At 45.5% G+C, this 22057-nt stretch carries 19 protein-coding genes, 1 tRNA gene and 1 rRNA gene; 14 read left to right on the top strand and 7 right to left on the bottom strand.

What is annotated here, in order from left to right:
• On the bottom strand, positions 1–219 hold the full coding sequence (locus OCU77_RS14730) for a hypothetical protein (protein WP_144414912.1): 219 nt from the start codon (positions 217–219) through the stop codon (positions 1–3).
• A 541-nt stretch (positions 220–760) separates the two neighbouring features.
• Here OCU77_RS14730 and rraB point away from each other — a divergent pair.
• The gene (gene rraB / locus OCU77_RS14725; RefSeq protein WP_048899478.1) at positions 761–1162 is read left to right on the top strand and encodes a ribonuclease E inhibitor RraB; all 402 of its coding nucleotides are present in this window, start codon (positions 761–763) and stop codon (positions 1160–1162) included.
• Positions 1163–1225: 63 nt separating this feature from the next.
• Here rraB and OCU77_RS14720 read toward each other — a convergent pair whose 3' ends face one another.
• Positions 1226–2140: a bifunctional helix-turn-helix transcriptional regulator/GNAT family N-acetyltransferase gene (locus OCU77_RS14720; RefSeq protein WP_084711815.1), complete on the bottom strand. Its 915-nt coding sequence runs from the start codon at positions 2138–2140 to the stop codon at positions 1226–1228.
• Positions 2141–2449: 309 nt separating this feature from the next.
• On the opposite strand from OCU77_RS14720, the gene OCU77_RS14715 reads away from it, so the two are divergent.
• On the top strand, positions 2450–2581 hold the full coding sequence (locus OCU77_RS14715) for a hypothetical protein (RefSeq protein WP_261855992.1): 132 nt from the start codon (positions 2450–2452) through the stop codon (positions 2579–2581).
• Positions 2578–3576 carry a M48 family metallopeptidase gene (locus OCU77_RS14710; protein WP_107303035.1) on the top strand — a complete coding sequence of 333 codons (999 nt, stop codon included), beginning with the start codon at positions 2578–2580 and terminating at the stop codon, positions 3574–3576. The genes OCU77_RS14715 and OCU77_RS14710 overlap by 4 nt, the downstream gene beginning before the upstream one ends.
• 86 nt (positions 3577–3662) lie before the next feature.
• Here OCU77_RS14710 and OCU77_RS14705 read toward each other — a convergent pair whose 3' ends face one another.
• From OCU77_RS14705 to pepA, 4 genes are all read right to left on the bottom strand, one after another.
• A complete protein-coding gene (locus tag OCU77_RS14705; RefSeq protein WP_048899481.1) occupies positions 3663–4067 on the bottom strand; it encodes a DUF2061 domain-containing protein in 405 nt (134 codons plus the stop codon).
• A gap of 195 nt (positions 4068–4262) precedes the next feature.
• The gene (locus tag OCU77_RS14700; protein ID WP_107303036.1) at positions 4263–7136 is read right to left on the bottom strand and encodes a valine--tRNA ligase; all 2874 of its coding nucleotides are present in this window, start codon (positions 7134–7136) and stop codon (positions 4263–4265) included.
• A 28-nt stretch (positions 7137–7164) separates the two neighbouring features.
• Complete coding sequence (locus OCU77_RS14695; protein ID WP_048899482.1) at positions 7165–7617, bottom strand: DNA polymerase III subunit chi; 453 nt, start codon at positions 7615–7617, stop codon at positions 7165–7167.
• Between the two features lie 54 nt (positions 7618–7671).
• On the bottom strand, positions 7672–9180 hold the full coding sequence (gene pepA, locus OCU77_RS14690) for a leucyl aminopeptidase (protein ID WP_048899483.1): 1509 nt from the start codon (positions 9178–9180) through the stop codon (positions 7672–7674).
• A gap of 196 nt (positions 9181–9376) precedes the next feature.
• Here pepA and lptF point away from each other — a divergent pair, with 196 nt between their 5' ends.
• Both lptF and lptG read left to right on the top strand, forming a co-directional pair.
• On the top strand, positions 9377–10483 hold the full coding sequence (gene lptF, locus OCU77_RS14685; protein ID WP_048899484.1) for an LPS export ABC transporter permease LptF: 1107 nt from the start codon (positions 9377–9379) through the stop codon (positions 10481–10483).
• On the top strand, positions 10476–11546 hold the full coding sequence (gene lptG, locus OCU77_RS14680) for an LPS export ABC transporter permease LptG (RefSeq protein ID WP_048899485.1): 1071 nt from the start codon (positions 10476–10478) through the stop codon (positions 11544–11546). Before lptF ends, lptG begins: the two co-directional genes overlap by 8 nt.
• A gap of 66 nt (positions 11547–11612) precedes the next feature.
• Here lptG and OCU77_RS14675 read toward each other — a convergent pair whose 3' ends face one another.
• Positions 11613–12104 (bottom strand): RDD family protein, encoded by a 492-nt coding sequence (locus OCU77_RS14675; RefSeq protein WP_107303037.1) that lies wholly within the window; start codon positions 12102–12104, stop codon positions 11613–11615.
• A 420-nt stretch (positions 12105–12524) separates the two neighbouring features.
• Here OCU77_RS14675 and OCU77_RS14670 point away from each other — a divergent pair, with 420 nt between their 5' ends.
• The 9 genes from OCU77_RS14670 (at position 12525) to OCU77_RS14630 (ending at position 22006) form a co-directional block, all read left to right on the top strand.
• Positions 12525–12839 (top strand): PTS sugar transporter subunit IIB, encoded by a 315-nt coding sequence (locus tag OCU77_RS14670; protein ID WP_048899486.1) that lies wholly within the window; start codon positions 12525–12527, stop codon positions 12837–12839.
• Positions 12840–12947: 108 nt separating this feature from the next.
• Entirely contained in the window at positions 12948–14282 is a 1335-nt protein-coding gene (locus OCU77_RS14665; protein WP_048899487.1) for a PTS sugar transporter subunit IIC, read from the top strand.
• A gap of 62 nt (positions 14283–14344) precedes the next feature.
• The gene (locus OCU77_RS14660) at positions 14345–14674 is read left to right on the top strand and encodes a PTS lactose/cellobiose transporter subunit IIA (RefSeq protein WP_048899488.1); all 330 of its coding nucleotides are present in this window, start codon (positions 14345–14347) and stop codon (positions 14672–14674) included.
• Positions 14667–15977, top strand: a complete 1311-nt coding sequence (locus OCU77_RS14655) for a 6-phospho-beta-glucosidase (protein WP_048899489.1) — start codon at positions 14667–14669, stop codon at positions 15975–15977. Before OCU77_RS14660 ends, OCU77_RS14655 begins: the two co-directional genes overlap by 8 nt.
• Positions 15978–16058: 81 nt before the next feature.
• Positions 16059–16790, top strand: coding sequence for a chitin disaccharide deacetylase (gene chbG / locus OCU77_RS14650; RefSeq protein ID WP_107303038.1), 732 nt, complete (start codon positions 16059–16061; stop codon positions 16788–16790).
• A 106-nt stretch (positions 16791–16896) separates the two neighbouring features.
• Complete coding sequence (locus OCU77_RS14645; RefSeq protein ID WP_048899490.1) at positions 16897–17892, top strand: LacI family DNA-binding transcriptional regulator; 996 nt, start codon at positions 16897–16899, stop codon at positions 17890–17892.
• Between the two features lie 178 nt (positions 17893–18070).
• Positions 18071–18155: transfer RNA gene (locus OCU77_RS14640), tRNA-Leu, on the top strand.
• 225 nt (positions 18156–18380) lie between these two features.
• Entirely contained in the window at positions 18381–20036 is a 1656-nt protein-coding gene (locus OCU77_RS14635) for a methyl-accepting chemotaxis protein (RefSeq protein WP_048899491.1), read from the top strand.
• Between the two features lie 427 nt (positions 20037–20463).
• A 16S ribosomal RNA gene (locus OCU77_RS14630) occupies positions 20464–22006 on the top strand.
• The last annotated feature ends 51 nt before the right edge of the window (positions 22007–22057 follow it).

Genomic DNA, 22057 nt, shown 5'->3' with positions numbered 1-22057 from the left:
TTAATTGGGTAACGTCGAAGCGAAATGGTGATCGGCTATTGAAGTTATGACTTTGGGCGCGTAACGCTCAGTCACCCCTTTATCGTTAACCAATACCTCGAAAGGCAACGGCACACTATGGTCAGAGTGGGTGAATGGAGTGAGCGCTCTTCGAGAACGGTGGAGTGAACTTCGTCGACGGACGTTGCGTGCTCCTGTATCGATAGTGAACTTACTCATGATCGTATCTCTCTTTATTTTATATAGTGCCCGGTTGGTCGTTGCCACCGAGTCATATCTCTTTGGACGGGGTGATTGTAATCTGCTACCAAAGAGGTAACTTTGCAGCCGTTCACACTTTTCCAGTAGGCTATTTTGGCGCAAATAACCACACACTTTGTGTGTTGGGGTATTTTTCGTTAATTACTGGGTGAATATGTTTTTTGCAGTTGTGTTGTTGGAGGGTAAATATTCATCAGAATGTTAATTTTTAGCCTAAAAGCCGCATAACACCGATAAATTATGCCTAGATTTTATAACATCTCCGTTTTCTTATGCGTTTTTTCATTTGAATTACGCAATTATCAGCTTGGTGCGTTTTGCATAACTTGAAACTTTATTCACTCAAGAAATTGGGACTCAGGCGACTTAGTACAATAATAAATCGACAATATTTTTGATTAAAATCAATTTTACCTTCTCGTAACATTAACAGGATGGTAATTCGTCTAAATCCATGCGATATTTGCCAGCAAATTTATTCCATAGTTGGAGTTACCCCATGTCTTATGCAGAACTGATTGAAGAGCAGAAGGAAGAGACTCGCGAAATTATTGCCGCTATCTTAGAAGATGGCAGCGAGCCTGAAGCGCTTTATACTATTGAGCACCACTTTTCAGCGGATACGTTTGAAGAGCTTGAAGCTGCGGCTGTAGAAGCATTCAAGATGGGCTACGAGGTGATGGAAGCGGAAGAGCTTGAACTTGCACCTGAAGATGGTGGCGGTAAAGTTGTTTGTTTCGATGCCGTAATGGAATCAGCACTTAAAGTAGAGCTTATTGATGAGCAAGCTGAGAAAATGATCCAGCTTGCTGAAAAACATAACATCGATTACGACGGCTGGGGTACATACTTCGAGTCGGGTGAAGATGAAGACGAAGACGGTGAAGACGACGACGAGTAATCGTGTTTTGCTGTTCTGAGTATGAAAAGTCGGCTTATGAGCCGACTTTTTTGTTTTTAAACCCTACGCTTGCTCGAAAGTTTTTAGCATTCGGACTTCACAGGCATCATGCCCGGTATTGCCTAATGCATGCGGAATGGTGACAAACCCGAGGGACTGGTACAAGGCAATGGCTTCTTTAAGGTTGGCTGTCGTTTCTAAATAGCAGCCGTTGTAGCCTTGCTCTCGAGCGAACTTTAATGCCCTAACGGCCAGCATCCGCGCTAATCCTTTTCCTCTTAGCTGCGGTAAAAAGTACATTTTCTGCAATTCACACAAATTATCTGAACCTGCCAGTGGGGCGATCCCGCCACCGCCTAAAACGCGTTGTTCTTGCTCGATCACCCAGTAATGACTTTTGGTATCAGCATATACTTCATGCATGCTATCTAAGGTGGGATCGGCAACACCATACCCTTTGTCTTCGGTTAAGCCATACTCAGCGGATACACGACGGATAACTGCTGCGACGGAAGGGTTATCATTCGGTGTAATGCTACGTACGATAATGCCTTGTTGCTTTGCTACTGCGGTAATAGCACGAGAATAACGCTGTAAGCTGCTTTTAAGTTGGCATATCTCATCGCTTTCCATTTGATCGAGCACCCCTTGAACTTGGTCGTTCAGCTGCTGGTGAAGTGTTGTCAGTGTTTGATGGCCTTTCCCAGTGAGTTGCGACAGTTGGCTGCGTTTATCCTTGGGGTTAACGCTTACTTCGACTAAGCCTTGGTTTAATAGGATGGCGAGGGTACGACTGGCATTGGATTTGTCGACATTGAGCTTTTTAGCCATCTGATTAACGGTACAGGGCGCCTCTTCTAGTTCTATTAGTGTATGGGCCTGAACCGGGGTGAGTTTGAATGATCCACATTGGTTGTCGAGCATACCTAGCTGGCGAACAAGTTGACGTGATAACTGACGAAGATGTTGTGGCTGCATAAATCACTCTTATTAGTTGTGCTAAACAACTAAATTTAGTTGCACTGCGCAACAATGTCAATGGGGTCTCCCTTTTTAGGTTTTCCGACTGCTTATCGACTAACATCGAGATCTATCTTCCAATATTACTGATAAGCACTTATTAGTGGGTTATGGGGTGTCATTATTCATACCTAGTTTTTATTTTTGCGCTTGATACCTAATGTAGGTGATATGGCGGTGTGCTAACGGTTTATTGATATTTCAATCAAGTGATTTACTTGAATGCGTGCTATCCGTGTGCGCTGCGAGATAGGGATGATAGGGGTAATGGATAACCAAAGTAAGTGTCATGGTAAAAAACAAGACGTTGAGAGTTGTTGGCGTGTTAGCACCTCGCTGGCGATGCTGATGGCTGTTAGGGGCGATGAAAAAGCAGGCTTCGATATGGGTGCAAGATGATTATCAAAGGCTTTTGTCATCCAGCTCGCAGTACAGACAAGTTTGCTGCAAGCGTGATGCTGCTGTCAGAAGGACGCTTACAGTTGAGCACGGCACAAGGTCATCAAGTGATGCCATTAGAAGTCGTGAGTATCAGTGAACCTTTGGGACGTTTGCCTCTTCGTCTTGCTTTTCCCGATGGATCGCAATTTATCCCTGATGATTCCTTGTTGCTCGAGTGTGTACTGAAAGCACGAAAACGGACTTGGCTACATTGGGTAGAGCGTTATCTTCCCATCTTAGCGAGCAGCTTGGTGTTAATGGGGCTGTTATTTGCTTTATTTTTCACTCACGGTATCCCTTGGTTAGCCAGCGGTATCGTCAAAGCCTTACCTCAGAGCGTTCCTATGCAAGTTGGTCAGCATGTAATGCAAACACTGGATGGGAAGGTATTAGCGCCCACAGAGTTGAATATCGCGCAGCAAGCACTGATCAATCAGCGTTTTCAGACGATGGTGGCGCAATTGCCGCCGATGCCTGTGAAGCCTAAGCTACGCTTTCGTCAGTGGCATGCTCGCCCGAATGCTTTAGCGTTAAGTGATGGCTCTATAGTGGTGTTTGATGCTTTGGTTGCGCTCGCTCAAACGCCAGAGCAACTTGATAGTATTTTGCTGCATGAGCTGGGGCATATTCAGCACCAACATGTCATGAAATCAATTGTACGATCAGCGTTGTTTACATCGTTAGTAGCGGTACTAACAGGAGAAAGTGCAGGGCTTGCCGAGAGTTTTAATCGTGCTGGGGTCTTTTATGTGATGCAAGGTTACTCACGCAAAGCGGAGCTGGAAGCTGATGAGTTTGCGGTTACTTCTATGCTGGATTTATACGGAACGACTCAGCCGATGCAGCAAATGCTACAGCTTTTCATTACGCCTAACGGTATCGATAATGAGTTACCTGAATGGATCAATACCCATCCTGCGCTCGGCACTCGAGTAGAAAGACTGGGTGAGTAACGGCAACTTGATGAGATGATGAAAAGCAGGGTGGGGAGTCGCCGATGAGTCCCCCCTTTTTTCGTTGAAGTACGCGTGCTGAAGCTTTAATGCTGACAAACCACGATATTGAATAGGTTTGTTGATTGCTGATGTTCTTTTTTCTGCCACACTCGCTCGTGAAAATAGTAAGCAAGGGTGTTGATAGCAGGCTCAATCATCGCCATCACACTACCGATCAAGATATCACCTGTTAATAGGTAAACCACGGTGAAGGCTACAGTGAAGTGAACAATTGCGAAGCTGATCGTTTTACTTGCGGGGGCACTGTAATGAGACTGCTTAAGCGTCTTGGTTTGCCATGCTTTTTCATGGAAGTAAAACGCCACCGTATTAACCATAGGCTCGATCATTGCAATCAGGCTACCGATCAAAATGTCACCTGTCAGTAGGTAAGCAACAGTAAAAGCAACGGTAAAGTGGATTGCGGCAAAGCTAATGGTCTTTTTCATGGTGGTGTCCTCATTCTCTATGCCGTCATTATTTCCTTTTTATTTTAATAGTTAAATTCGATTGTTTTTATTGTTTTGATAGTTTTTTTCTATTGCTTGTCGTAAGGAGGCTTGGCGGGTATTTTGTGGTGTTCAAAAAAAGCCCGACGATAACTCGTCGGGCTTGAGGTGCTTTATAGGCGTGTGCCGTATGGCTTATAGCGCAGCAATCGTTACTTTTTGCGTTTCTAGTTTAGCCAGTGTTTCTTGGTAGCCTTCTAGTTTCTCACGCTCTTTCGCGATAACCGCTTCAGGTGCTTTAGCCACGAAACCTTCGTTACCCAGTTTACCTTCGATACGTTTGATTTCGCCTTGGATCTTAGCGACTTCTTTGTCTAGGCGTGCGAGCTCTGCATCTTTGTCGATAAGACCAGCCATTGGGATCATCAGCTCAGATTTACCCACAAGTGCAGTTGCACATGCTGGTGTTTCTTCGCCATCAGCCAATACTTTAATGCTGTCTAGCTTCGCCAGTGATTGTAGAACCACAGTGTTCGCTTGAAGGCGTGCAGCATCGTTCTCGTCCGCTACTTTCAGCATGACGTCTAGACCTTTGCTTGGTGCGATATCGTACTCAGCACGTAGGTTACGTATGCTTGTAATGAAGGCTTTCACCCACTCGATATCAGCAACAGCATCAGCGTTAAAGTTTGCTTCATCAAACTGAGGCAATGCTTGCGTCATGATGGTTTCGCCATCTACGCCAGCCACTAATGGCTTCACGCTCTGCCAAATTGATTCTGTGATGTATGGTAGTACAGGATGAGCAAGACGTAGTGTCTTCTCTAGCACAGTGATCAAGGTGTAGCGTGTTGCACGTTGTTGTGCTTCAGTGCCTTTCCATAGAACAGGTTTAGTTAGCTCTAGGTACCAGTCACAGAATTGGTTCCAGATGAACTCGTAGATTGTGCCCGCTGCCATATCAAGACGGTAGTTCTCGATGTGTGCGTTGAAATCTTTTGCTGCTAGCTCAAACTGAGACTCGATCCACTTGTCAGCCAGTGAGAATTCCATCTCAGCAGCGTTAGTCAGATCTGCTGTCATGCCACAATCTTGATCTTCTGTGTTCATTAGCACGTAACGGCTTGCGTTCCATAGCTTGTTACAGAAGTTGCGGTAACCTTCTAGGCGCTTCATGTCCCAGTTGATATCACGACCGGTTGATGCCATTGCTGCTAGGGTAAAGCGCAGTGCGTCTGTGCCGTATGCTTCAATGCCATTTTCAAACGTTTTACGCGTTTGTTTTTCGATCTTAGCTGCTAGTTTTGGCTGCATCATGTTGCCACAACGCTTCTCTACTAGATCTTCTAGACCGATGCCGTCAATCATGTCGATTGGGTCGATAACGTTACCTTTCGACTTCGACATCTTGTCGCCGTTTTCGTCACGGATCAGACCCGTTACATAAACGGTTTTGAATGGTACTTGTGGTTTGCCGTTTTCATCTTTACAGAAGTACATGGTCATCATGATCATGCGAGCAACCCAGAAGAAGATGATGTCAAAACCTGTTACCAACACATCAGATGGGTGGAAGGTTTTAAGATCAGGTGTTTGTTCTGGCCAGCCTTGCGTACCAAATGTCCATAATGCCGATGAGAACCAAGTATCCAGTACATCGTCGTCTTGGCGTAGGACAACGACAGGTGCAAGGTTGTTGTTTGCACGTACTTCTTCTTCTGTACGGCCAACGTATACATTGCCTTCGTTATCGTACCAAGCTGGGATGCGATGGCCCCACCAAAGTTGACGAGAGATACACCAGTCTTGAATGTCACGCATCCAAGAGAAGTACATGTTTTCGTATTGTTTAGGTACGAATTGGATCTCACCGTCTTCAACTGCTTTGGTTGCCGTTTCTGCTAGAGGCGCAGCACGTACATACCATTGGTCAGTTAGCATCGGCTCGATAACAACACCACCACGGTCACCGTATGGTACGGTTAGATCGTGATCTTTAATTTCGTCGAGTAGACCTAGCTCTTCAAACTCAGCGACGATAGCTTTACGTGCAGCAAAGCGCTCCATACCGTGGTATTTCGCTGGCAGCTCCGTGTCGTATGCTGTGCTTGGTTCACCGTTAGTAGTGAAAACTTCAGCCGCATCACGGATGTCTGCATTGAAAGTTAGGATGTTGATCATAGGCAGGCTATGACGTTTACCTACTTCGTAGTCATTGAAATCGTGCGCAGGGGTGATCTTCACACAACCTGTGCCTTTTTCCATGTCAGCGTGTTCATCACCAACGATTGGAATGCGACGACCTACGATAGGCAGTAGAATTTCTTTACCGATCAGCGCTTGGTAGCGTGGATCTTCAGGGTTAACAGCAACACCTGTATCACCCAGCATGGTTTCTGGGCGTGTGGTTGCTACTACGATGTAGTCTTTGCCGTCGGCGGTTTTCACGCCGTCCGCTAGCGGGTAGCGGAAGTGCCACATGTGGCCTTTCTTATCTTTGTTTTCAACTTCTAGATCAGAGATCGCAGTGTGTAGCTTAGGATCCCAGTTAACTAGACGCTTACCACGGTAGATAAGGTCGTCTTCGTAAAGACGTACGAATACTTCTTGTACTGCATTGGATAGGCCGTCATCCATCGTGAAGCGTTCACGATCCCAGTCTACCGATGCGCCAAGGCGACGAAGCTGTTGGGTAATGTTACCGCCGGACTCCGCTTTCCATTCCCAGATTTTGTCGATGAAAGCGTCACGGCCGTAGTCGTGCTTAGTTTTGCCTTCTTCGGCTGCAATCTTACGCTCCACAACCATTTGGGTTGCGATACCTGCGTGGTCGGTACCGACTTGCCAAAGGGTGTTTTTGCCTTTCATACGCTCACAACGGATCAGGGTATCCATAATGGTATCCTGGAACGCGTGACCCATGTGTAGGCTACCCGTGACGTTCGGTGGTGGGATCATGATGCTGTAGGCATCTTTAGATGTGTCACCGTGAGGCTTAAAGTAACCAGCCTCTTCCCAGCGCTGATATAGCGCCTGTTCAATTGATTGTGGGTTGTATGTCTTTTCCATAGCGCTCTTAGAAGGATCTATATGGGAATTAGGGCGTCTCAGGGGCAGCGGTTGTCTGCAATTGAATGCCATTTAGCCGATAAGCTTTATAACGTTCGCGTGCTAGCTGCTTGAGTTTTTCGTCGCAAGGCACGAAGTCTATCACTTGTGCGAAGGTAACCGCAAAATTTGGTGCGTCTGGGCTTAAATTAATCAAGACATTTCGACGACCAGTATGACGAAGACCTTGCCAACCAATTTCAACCGGCGAGCCACCACGAGTGCCTTCACCGATTAAATTGTGAGGCACAAAGTTGTCAGGCTCTTGTTGCCAAAGGTATTCATCTATTTGTTCTGCTTGGTCTTTACTCTCGGCAAGAATATAGACTTTTTGCCCTTGCTGATAACTCCATGCTGCTTGATGACAGGCGAAGTGCAACTGGTAGTCACTATCAGCCGCTAAATGGGTGTCTTCAAGTATATAAAATGTAGCATGAGTCATCGTGTTTACTCGCTAAAAGAAAAGGGCCCTTAGGCCCTTGTTCTATGATTCGTCTTATTCGACGTTCTCTAGGCCAGCTCGGTTGAGTAAGAATTGGACTAGTAATGGGACGGGACGACCTGTCGCCCCTTTCGCTTTACCGCCAACCCAAGCTGTACCTGCAATATCAAGGTGTGCCCAGTTGTACTTCTTCGTGAAGCGCGACAGGAAGCACCCCGCAGTGATAGTGCCAGCACCTGGTGAACCAAGGTTAGCCATATCCGCAAATGGGCTTGCTAGTTGCTCTTGGTATTCGTCAGCCATAGGTAGACGCCAAGCACGGTCACCCGCTTGTTCTGATGCGTTGATCAGTTCGTGTGCCAGTGGGTTATGGTTAGCCACTAAACCACTGATGTGGTGACCAAGTGCAACAACACATGCACCAGTTAATGTTGCAACATCAACGACGCACTCCGGCTCAAAACGCTCAACGTAAGTTAATGCGTCACAAAGTACTAAGCGGCCTTCGGCATCAGTATTTAATACTTCTACAGTTTGACCTGACATCGTGGTTAGGATGTCACCTGGGCGATAAGCGTTACCACCTGGCATGTTTTCACAGCCAGCAAGAATACCCACGACATTGATTGGTAGGTTTAGCTTCGCTAGTGATTTCATTGCACCGAATACGGTTGCAGCACCACACATGTCGTACTTCATTTCATCCATCTGAGCGCCAGGCTTGATGGAGATACCGCCTGAATCGAATGTCAGACCTTTACCCACTAGAACAATCGGCTTCGCGTCTGAATCTGGGTTACCTTTATATTCGATAACCGACATCATGGCTTCGTTCTTAGAGCCTTGACCTACAGCCAGGTATGAGGTCATGCCTAGCTCTTTCATTTCTTGCTCACCAATGATCTTGGTATTTACGGTTTCAAAATCATCGGCTAGACGGCGTGCTTGAGAGGCTAGGTAAGCTGGATTCGCCACGTTTGGTGGCATGTTACCTAGGTCTTTACCTGCTTTCACACCAGAGGCAACAGCAAGACCATGAGCAATCGCACGTTCACCCAGTGATAATTCACGGCGTGTTGGTACGTTGAAAACTAGCTTACGCAGTGGACGACGCGTTTCAGGCTTATTGCTCTTGAATTGGTCGAAGGTGTACAGGCTGTCTTTGGTTGTTTCTACCGCTTGACGTACTTTCCAGTATGTATCACGGCCTTTAACGTGCAGTTCAGTTAAGAAACATACCGCTTCCATTGAACCTGTTTCGTTCAAGGTACTGATTGTTTTCTTGATGATTTGCTTGTATTGGCGCTCATCGAGTTCGCGCTCTTTACCACAACCGACAAGTAGTACACGCTCAGACAGTACGTTAGGTACATGATGAAGCAGTAGCATTTGGCCAGGCTTACCTTCTAGATCACCACGACGAAGTAGGGAACTAATGTAGCCATCGCTAATCTTATCTAGTTGTTCTGCAATTGGAGAAAGTCGACGTGGTTCAAATACACCCACGACAATACAGGCACTGCGCTGTTTCTCGGGGCTGCCACTTTTAACACTGAACTCCATGCGTACTCCTACATCCTATATAAAGACAATTAGGGCTAAATGTTAGATAATGCCGCACTGACTTGCTGGATCGCTGTAACAGTATAGGATCTAAAGTGCAGGCTAACATTTAGCTGAAAGATAAAAAAATAACTGGTTTACCGAGAAACTATAGTTATTCCAGCAAAAAAACAAGTTTTCTATGGGTATATAAAGCGTGATTATTGTTCGGTATTTGACACGTGAAACATTAAAGAGCCAATTTGCGATTCTTTTTGTGCTTTTTTTGATATTTCTCAGTCAAAAGTTTATTCGTATTTTAGCCTCCGCATCGGAAGGCTCGCTGCCTGGTGATCTAATATTGACCATTATGGGGCTTTACTTCCCATACATGGCACTAATGATGCTGCCGCTGAGTTTATTTGTCGGGATCTTGCTGACATTTGGTCGGTTGTATGCAGAAAGTGAGATTACTGTGATGAATGCCACAGGGATCGGCAATAAATTTCTGATCCAAGCGGCATTATTATTGGCGCTCATTTCTGGTTCTTTTGCCGCTTTTAATGCCTTATGGCTAACCCCGTGGGCAGCAGAGCAAGAAACTAAGGTAATGGAGCAAGCCGAATCTGACTCTGGTCTTAATCTGTTAGTTAAAGGTCAATTCCAAGGCTCGCCTGATGGGCGTGGTGTGGTGTTTGTTGACGACATAACTGAAAGCGGTAAGAAATTGCATCGCGTGTTTGTTGCTCAGCCTTTTGCAACGGATACGCTGCGTCCGAGTATTACGTTCTCTGACCGTGGCTATATCAGTGAATTACCTGATGGCCGTCAGGTACTCGATCTGAAAGACGGCACCCGTTATGAGGGATTACCGACCCGCTTGGATTACATGATTACGGATTTTGAAGACTACCAAGCTTTGATCGGTCAGCGCGCTGTCCGTGAAAAGACCCGAGATTGGGAAGCGGTACCTACGGTTGAATTGCTTAATCAAACTAATTTGTCGGCGGTTGCTGAATTTCAGTGGCGGGTGTCGATGTTCTTATGTATTCCACTATTAACCATGGTGGTTGTGCCATTGTCTGCGGTCAACCCTCGTCAGGGACGCTTTGCGAAACTATTCCCAGCGATCATGATTTACTTGGCTTACTTCTTGGCAATGAGTGCGGCTAAATCAGCATTGGAAGACGGGACAATACCGACTTACATTGGCTTGTGGTCGGTGAATGTTATGACCTTGCTGGTTGCTGTGGTCCTTAATATGTGGGACACCATGCCTATTCGTGTATTAAAAGATAAGTTCCGGAGACGTGGTAATGTTTAAGATCCTTGATTGGTACATCGGCCGTACCATCATTGCGACTTCTTCGCTAACACTGGCAACGCTGGTGGGATTATCAGCCATCATCAAGTATGTTGAGCAGTTACGTAAAGTCGGTGAAGGCACTTATGACCTATGGAAAGCACTCGGCTTTGTAGCCTTAAGTATTCCGCGTGATATTGAATTGTTCTTCCCGATGGCGGTGTTGCTGGGGGCTTTGATTGGCTTGGGTATGTTGGCATCGAGCTCTGAGCTGGTGGTGATGCAAGCGGCAGGCTTTTCAAAGCTAGATATCGGTTTATCCGTGTTAAAAACGGCAGTTCCTCTGATGTTGATTATCATGGCACTAGGGCAGTGGGGCTCGCCTCAAGCACAGAAGATGGCGCGTGAACTTCGTACTATCTGGACATCTGGGGGCAGTATGCTTTCGGTGCAAAGTGGCGTCTGGGCTAAAGATAACAATGACTTTATTTATATCGGGCGGGTAAAAGAAAAGCAGGGCTTAGAGCGCGTTAACATCTGGGAGTTTGATGATAACGATAAACTGCAAAAATCCGTTTATGCGAGTTCTGCACAGTACGTGGTAGATCAAGGTTGGCAATTACGTGATGTGACAGAAACCAGTTTTGATGAAGACCGCCAAACCAATACACGTTTTGAAACTAAGATTTGGGATACAGTTCTGTCGCCAGATAAGCTAGCAGTAGTGACGGTGAAGCCTGAAGAGCTTGCGTTATCAGGGGTTTATGATTACGTCACTTATCTTAAAGATTCGAAGCAAGATGCCTCTCGTTATGAATTAGCCTTTTGGCGTAAAGCCCTACAGCCTGTGACGATTGCGGTCATGATGCTGTTGGCTCTGTCATTTGTGTTTGGTCCATTACGTTCGGTTACCATGGGGGCCCGTGTTTTGTCTGGGGTGATCTTTGGTTTTGCTTTCTATATATCAAACGAAGTGTTTGGACCAATGAGTTTGGTGTATAGCTTGCCACCGATTATAGGTGCGATGGGGCCAAGTGCGGTGTTCTTGATGATCACTATCTACCTATTGCGCCGTAAGTTATAAGCCGAAGCGCAAACAGCATGATTAAAAAAGGAGCGTGAAGCTCCTTTTTTATTGGAAGAAAAGGGATCAGTGAACCTTTGGTGTGATGATCATTTCACACTCAGCCATAATGTCTTGGAAAGACTGTTTTTCTTTACTAAATAGCGCAATAAAGTTACCCAAGCCAAATGCAGATGTGGCCATGCGAATGAAGGCTTGCGTTAAGCGAATATTAGAGCCATCGCTGTTTTGTAAACGTAGTTTCCATGCTCGCATGCCTAAGGTTTGTCCCGCTTTACACCAGAAGAAGGCATAGAAAGCGATGATTACAGCCGCTAAATAACCCGAGTAAAGCATACCCGCGATAGGGTGCTTGCCTAGATACGCGCTCACATCTTCATAGCCACTGATATCTAGCATTCCAAGTTGTAATAAACCTGCGACGAGTGCCATGGCAATACCGCCAGCTAGCATAAGTACAGCGGCAACGATCAATACATCATAGAGCCAAGCTCCTAATCGACGCAGTAGCGTCGCGTATTCTTTAGAAGGTTGCACTTTTTGCTGCTTTTTTTTCATGTTAACTCCGATAATTCCATCTACTGATCACCGCATGGTATGGATGTTGTGGTGATATCACTGTCTCTAGGAGCAGTTTACCAACTATTTGTTGCCGTCGAAACAGACAAACTGAATGCCTCTTGCCTAAAATTGATAGTGATAAAGTATTGATAATAAATGGTCTGTTAGGTTTGTGATTAAAACCTAAATCAGAACTTTAAAATCAATTGTCGTAATCATATTTATTCGTACGTATTTATTTTTTTTAATTAAATAAATATCACCAACGGGTAAATGTAAAAAATTACATTTTTTAATAATTGAATTTCGATCTTTCTCACTGATAACGCAACCGGTTGCGCTTTAAAGTTTAATTGAGCTTGTATACAATTTGTACACAGTTGGAATAATACGAAAACATCAAGCAAGGAGCATAGAATGAAAAAGATTTTGTTATGTTGTAGTGCGGGTATGTCAACCAGTATGCTGGTGAAGAAAATGCAGCAAGCGGCTGAAAAACAAGGGATTGCTTGTTTGATAGAAGCACATGCGGTGAATAACTTTAATGAGCTAATACAAGAGTTTGATGTTTGTCTTCTTGGTCCTCAAGTACGGTTTCAGCAAGAAGAACTCCAAAAAATCGCAGACATGTACCACAAGCAAGTTGCGCCAATACCCCCTCAAATGTACGGCATGATGAAAGGTGATGAAACGCTCGCGTTAGCATTATCTTTGCTACCTGAAGTCGCATAATTTATGCATAGCCGCTAAATCCATTTAGCGGCTTTATTTTTAAATATATTTACTCTGCATCCTTTTATGCGGGGTGGGATGTTTCATATTCAAAAAAGGATTCATGTTATGAAGCTCTACGATTCAATAATTAAAATTGTTGAAGGGAAGATAGCGCCAATTGCAGTGAAGGTTGGTAACCAAAAACATATACGCGCGATGCGTGATGGTTTTATTGTTGCCATGCCCTTTATTATCGTGGGTAGTTTTATGCTGGTGTTTGCATTCCCACCGTTTGCGGAAGATACCGAGAATGCTTTTGGACGAGCATGGCTAAATTTTGCTGCTGAAAATTTTGACAATATTATGCTGCCCTACGAAATGACCATGGGGTTGATGGCGATTTTTGTCTCTATGGGGATTGGCTACAGTCTTGCGCGAGCTTATAACATGGATGGCATCACCAGCGCGTCGTTATCATTAATGACCTTCCTTGTCGCATCTGCCCCTGTAGCTGATGGTGCGTTATCGACTAGCCATTTATCGGGGACGGGGATATTTACGTCGGTGATTAGTGCGTTTTTCTCGGTCGAACTTATCCGTATTTTGAATAAATATAACGTCACTATCCGATTGCCAGAGCAAGTTCCGCCAGCGATAGCACGTTCCTTCGAAATACTGATCCCTGTGTTGTTTGTTTTTTTGACTGTCTACCCACTGAGCCTGTTCTTCCAAACGCAGTTCGATATGTTAATTCCTGATCTGGTATTGGAAATGTTCCGTCCACTCGTGAGCGCTTCTAACTCGCTGCCTGCTATTATTGGTGCTCTATTGCTGTGTCAATTGTTGTGGTTTGCTGGTATCCATGGGGCTGCTATCGTTGTTGGGCTTCTGTCACCTATCTTCCTGACAAATATAGGGGCTAACCAAGAAGCCTTCTTAGCGGGTGAGCCTATTCCGAATGTATTTACCCAACCTTTTTGGGATTTTTACATCTTCATTGGTGGTTCCGGTGCCACATTGGCCTTAGTGATTTTGATGGTATTTAGTAAATCGATCCACCTTCGTAGTCTCGGCCGAATGAGTGTTGTGCCAGGCTTCTTCCAAATTAACGAGCCCGTTATCTTTGGTAGCCCACTCGTGTTAAACCCGACCATGTTCATTCCTTTTATATTTGCCCCTGTGCTTAACGCCATTATTGCTTATACCGCCGTTCATATGGGGATGGTGGGGATGGCCGTCTCTCAAACCGCCTGGACAGCACCAGCTTTGCTTGGGGCGTCATGGGGAGCGGGTTGGACGCTTTCCCCTGTGTTGTTAGTTGTTGCCTTGCTGATTATGGATATTTTTATCTACTTACCTTTCTTCAAAATGTTTGAAAAACAATTGCTTGAGGAAGAGAGCAAAGTGGAAAAAGCCAATGAAGCAACAGCAACGCCAGAAGGTGAAGGTGTTGCCGCTTAATGGATGAACGAGGAGGTGAAGCATTGCCTCCTCAAAGAAGAACATGAATAGGGAGAATCAAGATGGATCAAGAAGCTGTAGTGATGGACATTATTGTTAATGCAGGGGAAGCGAGAAGCCTATGCTTTGAAGCTTTGGCGCATGCAAGAAAGCAACAGATTGATACTGCTCGCCATTGTTTAACACAAGCGAAAGCGTGTTTGAACCGCGCCCATTTAACGCAAACCAAATTGATCGAAGCTGATGAAGGCGAGGGCAAAGTGAAAATGACGCTAGTGATGGTGCATGCGCAAGATCACTTAATGACCACGATCCTTGCCCATGAGCTAGCCAACGAGTTGGTGGTGTTACACGAGTTACGACAAGCAGAGCAAGGAGTTCAACATGGCTAGAGGGGCGTTGAAATTAGCCATTATTGGTGGCGGTAGCAGTTACAGTCCGGAATTGGTGGAAGGGGTGTTAAAGCGACTGGAGTATTTACCGGTTAAAGAAATTCATTTTGTTGATGTTGAAGCTGGGCAAGAGAAGTTAGAAATTATTGCTGCATTAGCGAAACGCATGATTAAAAAATGCGGTGCAGACATAACGATTAATACCTCGCTAGATCGTCGTGCGGCTATTACTGGCGCTGACTTTGTGATGACCCAGTTTCGGGTCGGAGGGCTACAAGCTCGTGCTAATGATGAGCGGATCCCGCTAAAATATGATGTGATCGGACAGGAAACGACAGGACCTGGTGGTTTTGCCAAAGCCTTGCGCACTATCCCTGTCATTCTCGATGTATGTAAAGATATCGAAGCATTAGCCCCCAATGCTTGGATGCTTAACTTTACCAATCCTGCTGGGTTAGTCACTGAAGCTGTACTGAAGTACACCCAAGTAAAAACGATTGGTTTATGTAATGTACCTGTCTCTATGACCATGATGATTGCCGAAATGATGGGGTGCCAGCCAGAGGAACTGACGTTGGAAAGTGCTGGCCTCAATCATTTGTTGTGGGCGCATCGCGCTTGGCTCAATGGTGAGGATATAACGGAGCAGGTACTCGAGAAAGTCGGGGATGGTGCCAACTTCAGTATGAAGAATATCTTTGAGGAGCCTTGGGATCCGGACTTCTTACGTGCACTTGGCGCTATACCATGTCCTTATCATCGTTATTTTTATCAAACTGAAGCAATGCTCGCAGAAGAAAAAGAAACGGCAGCGCATGGCGGGACGCGAGCAGAACAAGTCATGGTAACAGAGCAAGCTTTGTTTGAACTTTATCAAGATACTTCGCTGGATGAAAAGCCTGCATTGTTAGAAGAGCGCGGTGGTGCTTATTATTCTGATGCATCCTTAAACTTAGTGGATGCGCTGTACAATAACCGAAATACCATCAATGTGGTGAATGTGCGAAATAGTGGCACGTTAAGTTTCTTACCTGATGATGTTGTTATTGAATGTAGTGCTGTTGTCGGCAGTGCGGGCGCGAGACCACTGATTATTGAATCATTAAGCCCAGCGGTATCGGGCTTGATCCACCAAGTGAAAGCCTATGAGCAATTAACCGTTGAGGCTGCTGTGCATGGTGACTATGACAAAGCGTTAATGGCATTGACCAATAATCCTTTGGTGCCTGATATCAGTAAAGCAAAGGCGATCTTAGACGATATTTTACGAACAAATTATGACTACCTACCGCAATTTCGCTAGGGTGTAATTGGAACTGACTAGCCTTGTTCGTCTGTGGTTACAAGGCTAGGCAAACCTGTGTGTCGTTTAAAAGGATAAATGATGAAACTGATCTTTAATGCCGATGACTTTGGGTTAACAAAAGGCGTAAACCTTGGCACTGTCGATGCGAGCCTATACGGTACGGTACGTTCCACGACTTTGATGGTGGGGATGCCTGCCGAGCAGCATGCACTGAGCTTGTTAGAACCGTCATTACCGTTAAATATTGGATTACATCTGCGTTTTACGGCTGGTAAACCATTAACATCTGGCCGTACATTAGCGGATCAGCAAGGTCAGTGTTGGTCTAAAGAAGTGATGAAGGGATATCGAGATTTTGATGAGGTAGAACTCGCTGATGAAATTGAAGCACAGATCAATGCATTTAAAGCATTGGGGATCCCATTAAGTCATTTAGATAGCCATCACCATGCCCATTTTCATCCTCAAATTTTACCCGTAATAACAGCCATTGCCACTTCTCATCACTTGCCTGTGCGCGGACTTTACGACAGTGAGCCAATGAAAGGTTGTCGTTATGAATTCAGCGATAAATTTTACGATACTGCCGTTGAGCTCGATAGCTTGTTAAGGCTCGTCGATCAACATAGAGAAACCTGTGATGTGTTAGAAATCATGTGTCATCCTGCTTATATCGATCAGCCGTTGTTGGAATGCAGTGGTTATGCGATACCAAGAGCGAAAGAATTGGCTGTGTTGACGTCTCCTTACTTCTTAGAACAATTAGATCAACGCGGTATTACATTGTGCGATTACTCTGTTTTTTCATGAGATGATTGATACCTTGTCGTGTTGTCGAGCGTGATTGGTTGTTGCTCTCGCGACTATGGTTCAATAGCGTGCACGAATAGTGTCAGAACAAAGGAATGAAGCCTGTATGGCAAGAATAAAAGATGTCGCATTACTCGCAGGTGTCAATCGATCAACGGTATCGCGAATCATCAATGGCGAAGGTAAGTTTCGCGCTGATACTAAACGCAAAGTTGAACAAGCCATGGCTGAACTGAATTATCGTCCCAGTGCCATCGCGCGTTCGTTAGCAACGGCATCATCGAATATGGTTGGGCTGTTAGTGACTTATTATACGGGGGGCTTCTTCGGTGAAATGATGGATCAAGTGCAGTCTGAATTAGATTGCCATGGTAAGTTTTTGATCACGGCTCAAGGTCATCATAGTGCGGAAGGTGAGCGAGAGGCTATTCAGCGCTTTTTCGATTTACGCTGCGATGGGTATATTCTGCATAGTCGCCATTTAAGTGATGAAGAGTTACGCGAACTAGCAAAACAGCCGACGCCCTTTGTGCTGCTGGATCGCTTAGTGAAAGGGTTGGAAGATAGGTGCATTACTTTCGATCATACACTGGCGGCACAATTAGCGGTTAACCACCTAATAGCGCAAGGGCACAGAAAAATTGCGTGTATTTCTGGGGCGTTGAACCGAGAAACAAGCAGGCAACGCTTTCAAGGATATAAGAATGCATTAGCTGCAGCTGGACTTCCTTTTGATCCTTCCCTGACGGGGGAAGGAGATTATGGGCGTGAAAGCGGTTATCAAGCAGCGCAGAAACTCCTCCAACAACATGAAGACATGGAAGCGTTATTCTCATGCAGTGAAGAAATGATGAGTGGGGCATTACAATTCTTTCATCAACATAAGATCGCAGTGCCTGAACAGCTATCTGTTACCAGTTTTGATAGCGTTGATTTATGCGCCAGCTTTTATCCTACGGTGACTGCAGTACATTTTCCTATTAGTGACATGGCACGAACGGCTGTCGAGGTACTTCATCATCTATTGAATAAGCAAGAAACTGATATAGAGCGCCATTTTTTACCGCAGTTACTCTCTCGGCAGAGTGTCCTGCCACGATAATTCAATATTTCATCGTGGGCAAACCTAAATATTTAGAGTGAAATCAGCAAAATAGCAGCTAAAAATGCTCAGCTTTCTCTCTGGTTGTTTGTTTATTCGGCAGTTGGTCGGTTTGGTGCTGTTTTTTCAAAATAAAGGCTTGCTTAGGAGAGGTGCATACGTATAATGAGCTGCATCTGCCCGAGTGGTGAAATTGGTATACACGACGGATTCAAAATCCGTTGCTTTCGAGCGTGACGGTTCAAGTCCGTCCTCGGGCACCAATTTTCGTAGAAAAGCCTCAGCTTACGCTGGGGCTTTTTTGCATCTGGCGATTCTCTCCTGCTACTCTCATCTCTCTATTCTTTTTCATAATATATTGAGCATTTAATGCTTCGATTTTGGGCAATAACATGCGTCAAAAGAATAAGGTTTTATTTTGAATCAATAATCATTGAACCCCGTTGTTATATTCGCTAGGGTGCACATTTTTTTATGCGGGGTGCACGATGCAACAATCAATGACTTTACAGCGCAAAGCCATCATTCTCGTTGTGAGTTTGGTCGTCTTGTTACTAGGCAGTATTTATTTGGGTGCTATGAGTCAAAAGCAAGCACTGGAAGCTGCCAACTATAAACGCGTAGAGCAATTGCTGATGAGTGCCAGCAAAATAGTGAATACTTTTGAAGACCTCGCACAAAACGGAACCCTGCCTGAAGATGAAGCGAAAGCACTTGCGTTAGAGGTGCTCAGAACCAATATTTACACACCGACAGAGTATGTTTGGGTGACAGATGAGAATCGTGTCTTTATCTCTGCACCGCTGGACCCTGAAATCCAAGGCGAAAACTTTAATATTTTGCGTGATGCCAATAATAATGATGTTGGTGAAATTCTAGCGCGAGCCATTGGCAATAAAACGGACACCATGGTCGACTATGTTTGGTCTTCACGAAATGGTGATCGGGAAGCTCTGATCCACTCTGTTGCGATTAAAACTGGTGTTTGGGGCTGGTATGTCGGCAATGGTATTGCCAATGATCATATTTTCAATGAGTTTATTGAGCAAATCTCTTTTCGTCTGACGATCGGTCTTGTCGTTGCCTTATTGATGGGCGCCGTCATTTGGTTTTCAATTCAGACTGTATTGAAGCAACTCGGTTCTGAGCCTGAAGCTTTAGCGCGCTTAGCGATGCGAGTGAAAGATGGGGATCTCACCGTACATCCTTCAGAAAAAAACTCTTCAGCAGGCGCTTCTAGTATTTATACGGCTTTCATTTCAATGAGGAATGACCTTAACCAAACCGTTAATAATACTGTCATGATGGCCGAGCAGTTGGAGCTAAACTCTCGCCAAGCTAAAAACTCTTTCGATGACCTCACGCAACATGCCCATAAGCAAACCGTCGAAACAGAATTACTTGCAAAAGCCATCGATAATTTGTCTCAAGTTTCTAATGAATTCACGCAAAGTGCAGAGCATGTGGCTACTGAGACACTACATTGTTCAAATCAAGGCAGTGATACGCAGACCATGACAAATAATGTTGTTCATATGATGTCTCTATTATCGTCTGATATCGATCAGCTAGTAGCAGCCATGACAGCATTGAATAAAGACATTAATGAAATTGAAAGTGTCGTCACTGAAATTGGCGGGATTGCAGGGCAGACGAACTTACTGGCATTAAATGCAGCCATTGAAGCTGCGCGTGCGGGGGAGCAAGGACGTGGTTTTGCTGTAGTGGCAGATGAAGTAAGACAATTAGCCACTCGAACTCAAGAAAGTACGGCAAGTGTTGATGGCATTATTGAGCGTTTAGGACAAAGCTCACAAGAAGCGCTCGCGATTGTGCAAAAAACCACTGCGGCGACGGAAGCGAACATCGGTGGAGTTAAGAGTAGTAGCGAGGCCATTGAGCAGCTTCAGCAATCACTCTCTATTATAGAGGAGCAAGCTGCTGCGATATCGAGCTCGGCGAATGAGCAAAGCCAAACTTGCTTGATGATAAAAGACAGCGTATCGAGTGTATCGAATATAGCGACTCATAATAATGAGGTTATCAATGAATGTAGCCAACAGCAGGAAGCATTGTTACAGCAGGTGGCTCACCTTAAAGCATCATTGATTAAATTTAAGCTGGAATTGCCCTCTCAGGTATAAGTTGTTCCACGGGGGGGCTGTAACAGCTCTAAGGAAACGCATTATGGTTGGCTCGAATTTAATCAAATTTAACCCTCTTGGTTGCATTTTAAACACTCGCCATTTAATTTGAATTTTTTTGAAAATTACACTTGCCAATGCGATCGGAATCTCTATAATGCGTCCTCACTGACACGGAGCAAGGCGCTTAGCCAGCAACGATAAGTCAGTTTGTTCTTTAACAATTTGACCATGCAATCTGTGTGGGCACTCGTGAAATGAATAGTCAAAAAGATTATATCAATGAACTGAGTGACCAATACAATTTAAGTTTACTGCTTCGGTAGTGAAAATAAGTTGGCACAGTCAATTCGAATATCATGACTAGCTTCTAGTTATCGATGTTCAATCAGTATTCATTGAGCCGGTCGCAAGACCAACAAAACTTTAATTGAAGAGTTTGATCATGGCTCAGATTGAACGCTGGCGGCAGGCCTAACACATGCAAGTCGAGCGGTAACAGGAAGTAGCTTGCTACTTTGCTGACGAGCGGCGGACGGGTGAGTAATGCCTGGGAATATGCCTTGATGTGGGGGATAACTATTGGAAACGATAGCTAATACCGCATAATGCCTACGGGCCAAAGAGGGGGATCTTCGGACCTCTCGCGTCAAGATTAGCCCAGGTGGGATTAGCTAGTTGGTGGGGTAAAGGCTCACCAAGGCGACGATCCCTAGCTGGTCTGAGAGGATGATCAGCCACACTGGAACTGAGACACGGTCCAGACTCCTACGGGAGGCAGCAGTGGGGAATATTGCACAATGGGGGAAACCCTGATGCAGCCATGCCGCGTGTATGAAGAAGGCCTTCGGGTTGTAAAGTACTTTCAGCAGTGAGGAAGGTGGTAGTGTTAATAGCACTGTCATTTGACGTTAGCTGCAGAAGAAGCACCGGCTAACTCCGTGCCAGCAGCCGCGGTAATACGGAGGGTGCGAGCGTTAATCGGAATTACTGGGCGTAAAGCGCATGCAGGCGGTCTGTTAAGCAAGATGTGAAAGCCCGGGGCTCAACCTCGGAACAGCATTTTGAACTGGCAGACTAGAGTCTTGTAGAGGGGGGTAGAATTTCAGGTGTAGCGGTGAAATGCGTAGAGATCTGAAGGAATACCGGTGGCGAAGGCGGCCCCCTGGACAAAGACTGACGCTCAGATGCGAAAGCGTGGGGAGCAAACAGGATTAGATACCCTGGTAGTCCACGCCGTAAACGATGTCTACTTGGAGGTTGGTGTCTTGAACACTGGCTTTCGGAGCTAACGCGTTAAGTAGACCGCCTGGGGAGTACGGTCGCAAGATTAAAACTCAAATGAATTGACGGGGGCCCGCACAAGCGGTGGAGCATGTGGTTTAATTCGATGCAACGCGAAGAACCTTACCTACTCTTGACATCCAGAGAATTCGCTAGAGATAGCTTAGTGCCTTCGGGAACTCTGAGACAGGTGCTGCATGGCTGTCGTCAGCTCGTGTTGTGAAATGTTGGGTTAAGTCCCGCAACGAGCGCAACCCTTATCCTTGTTTGCCAGCACGTAATGGTGGGAACTCCAGGGAGACTGCCGGTGATAAACCGGAGGAAGGTGGGGACGACGTCAAGTCATCATGGCCCTTACGAGTAGGGCTACACACGTGCTACAATGGCGTATACAGAGGGCTGCCAACCAGCGATGGTGAGCGAATCCCAGAAAGTACGTCGTAGTCCGGATTGGAGTCTGCAACTCGACTCCATGAAGTCGGAATCGCTAGTAATCGTGGATCAGAATGCCACGGTGAATACGTTCCCGGGCCTTGTACACACCGCCCGTCACACCATGGGAGTGGGCTGCACCAGAAGTAGATAGCTTAACCTTCGGGAGGGCGTTTACCACGGTGTGGTTCATGACTGGGGTGAAGTCGTAACAAGGTAGCCCTAGGGGAACCTGGGGCTGGATCACCTCCTTAACGATAGACTGCTTGTTTGATGCAGTGTCCACACAGATTGCTTGGTTAAAA

The organism is Photobacterium swingsii (assembly GCF_024346715.1).
GTDB classification, from domain to species: domain Bacteria; phylum Pseudomonadota; class Gammaproteobacteria; order Enterobacterales; family Vibrionaceae; genus Photobacterium; species Photobacterium swingsii.
The sequence above is the reverse complement of the archived record's forward strand: the minus strand, read 5'-3'. Positions and strand labels throughout refer to the sequence as shown.

Coding starts and splice junctions, on each gene's coding strand:
- OCU77_RS14730 (WP_144414912.1), bottom strand. CDS start 219: ATGAGTAAGTTCACTATCGATACAGGAGCACGCAACGTCCGTCGACGA.
- rraB (WP_048899478.1), top strand. CDS start 761: ATGTCTTATGCAGAACTGATTGAAGAGCAGAAGGAAGAGACTCGCGAA.
- OCU77_RS14720 (WP_084711815.1), bottom strand. CDS start 2,140: ATGCAGCCACAACATCTTCGTCAGTTATCACGTCAACTTGTTCGCCAG.
- OCU77_RS14715 (WP_261855992.1), top strand. CDS start 2,450: ATGGATAACCAAAGTAAGTGTCATGGTAAAAAACAAGACGTTGAGAGT.
- OCU77_RS14710 (WP_107303035.1), top strand. CDS start 2,578: ATGATTATCAAAGGCTTTTGTCATCCAGCTCGCAGTACAGACAAGTTT.
- OCU77_RS14705 (WP_048899481.1), bottom strand. CDS start 4,067: ATGAAAAAGACCATTAGCTTTGCCGCAATCCACTTTACCGTTGCTTTT.
- OCU77_RS14700 (WP_107303036.1), bottom strand. CDS start 7,136: ATGGAAAAGACATACAACCCACAATCAATTGAACAGGCGCTATATCAG.
- OCU77_RS14695 (WP_048899482.1), bottom strand. CDS start 7,617: ATGACTCATGCTACATTTTATATACTTGAAGACACCCATTTAGCGGCT.
- pepA (WP_048899483.1), bottom strand. CDS start 9,180: ATGGAGTTCAGTGTTAAAAGTGGCAGCCCCGAGAAACAGCGCAGTGCC.
- lptG (WP_048899485.1), top strand. CDS start 10,476: ATGTTTAAGATCCTTGATTGGTACATCGGCCGTACCATCATTGCGACT.
- OCU77_RS14675 (WP_107303037.1), bottom strand. CDS start 12,104: ATGAAAAAAAAGCAGCAAAAAGTGCAACCTTCTAAAGAATACGCGACG.
- OCU77_RS14670 (WP_048899486.1), top strand. CDS start 12,525: ATGAAAAAGATTTTGTTATGTTGTAGTGCGGGTATGTCAACCAGTATG.
- OCU77_RS14665 (WP_048899487.1), top strand. CDS start 12,948: ATGAAGCTCTACGATTCAATAATTAAAATTGTTGAAGGGAAGATAGCG.
- OCU77_RS14660 (WP_048899488.1), top strand. CDS start 14,345: ATGGATCAAGAAGCTGTAGTGATGGACATTATTGTTAATGCAGGGGAA.
- OCU77_RS14655 (WP_048899489.1), top strand. CDS start 14,667: ATGGCTAGAGGGGCGTTGAAATTAGCCATTATTGGTGGCGGTAGCAGT.
- chbG (WP_107303038.1), top strand. CDS start 16,059: ATGAAACTGATCTTTAATGCCGATGACTTTGGGTTAACAAAAGGCGTA.
- OCU77_RS14645 (WP_048899490.1), top strand. CDS start 16,897: ATGGCAAGAATAAAAGATGTCGCATTACTCGCAGGTGTCAATCGATCA.
- OCU77_RS14635 (WP_048899491.1), top strand. CDS start 18,381: ATGCAACAATCAATGACTTTACAGCGCAAAGCCATCATTCTCGTTGTG.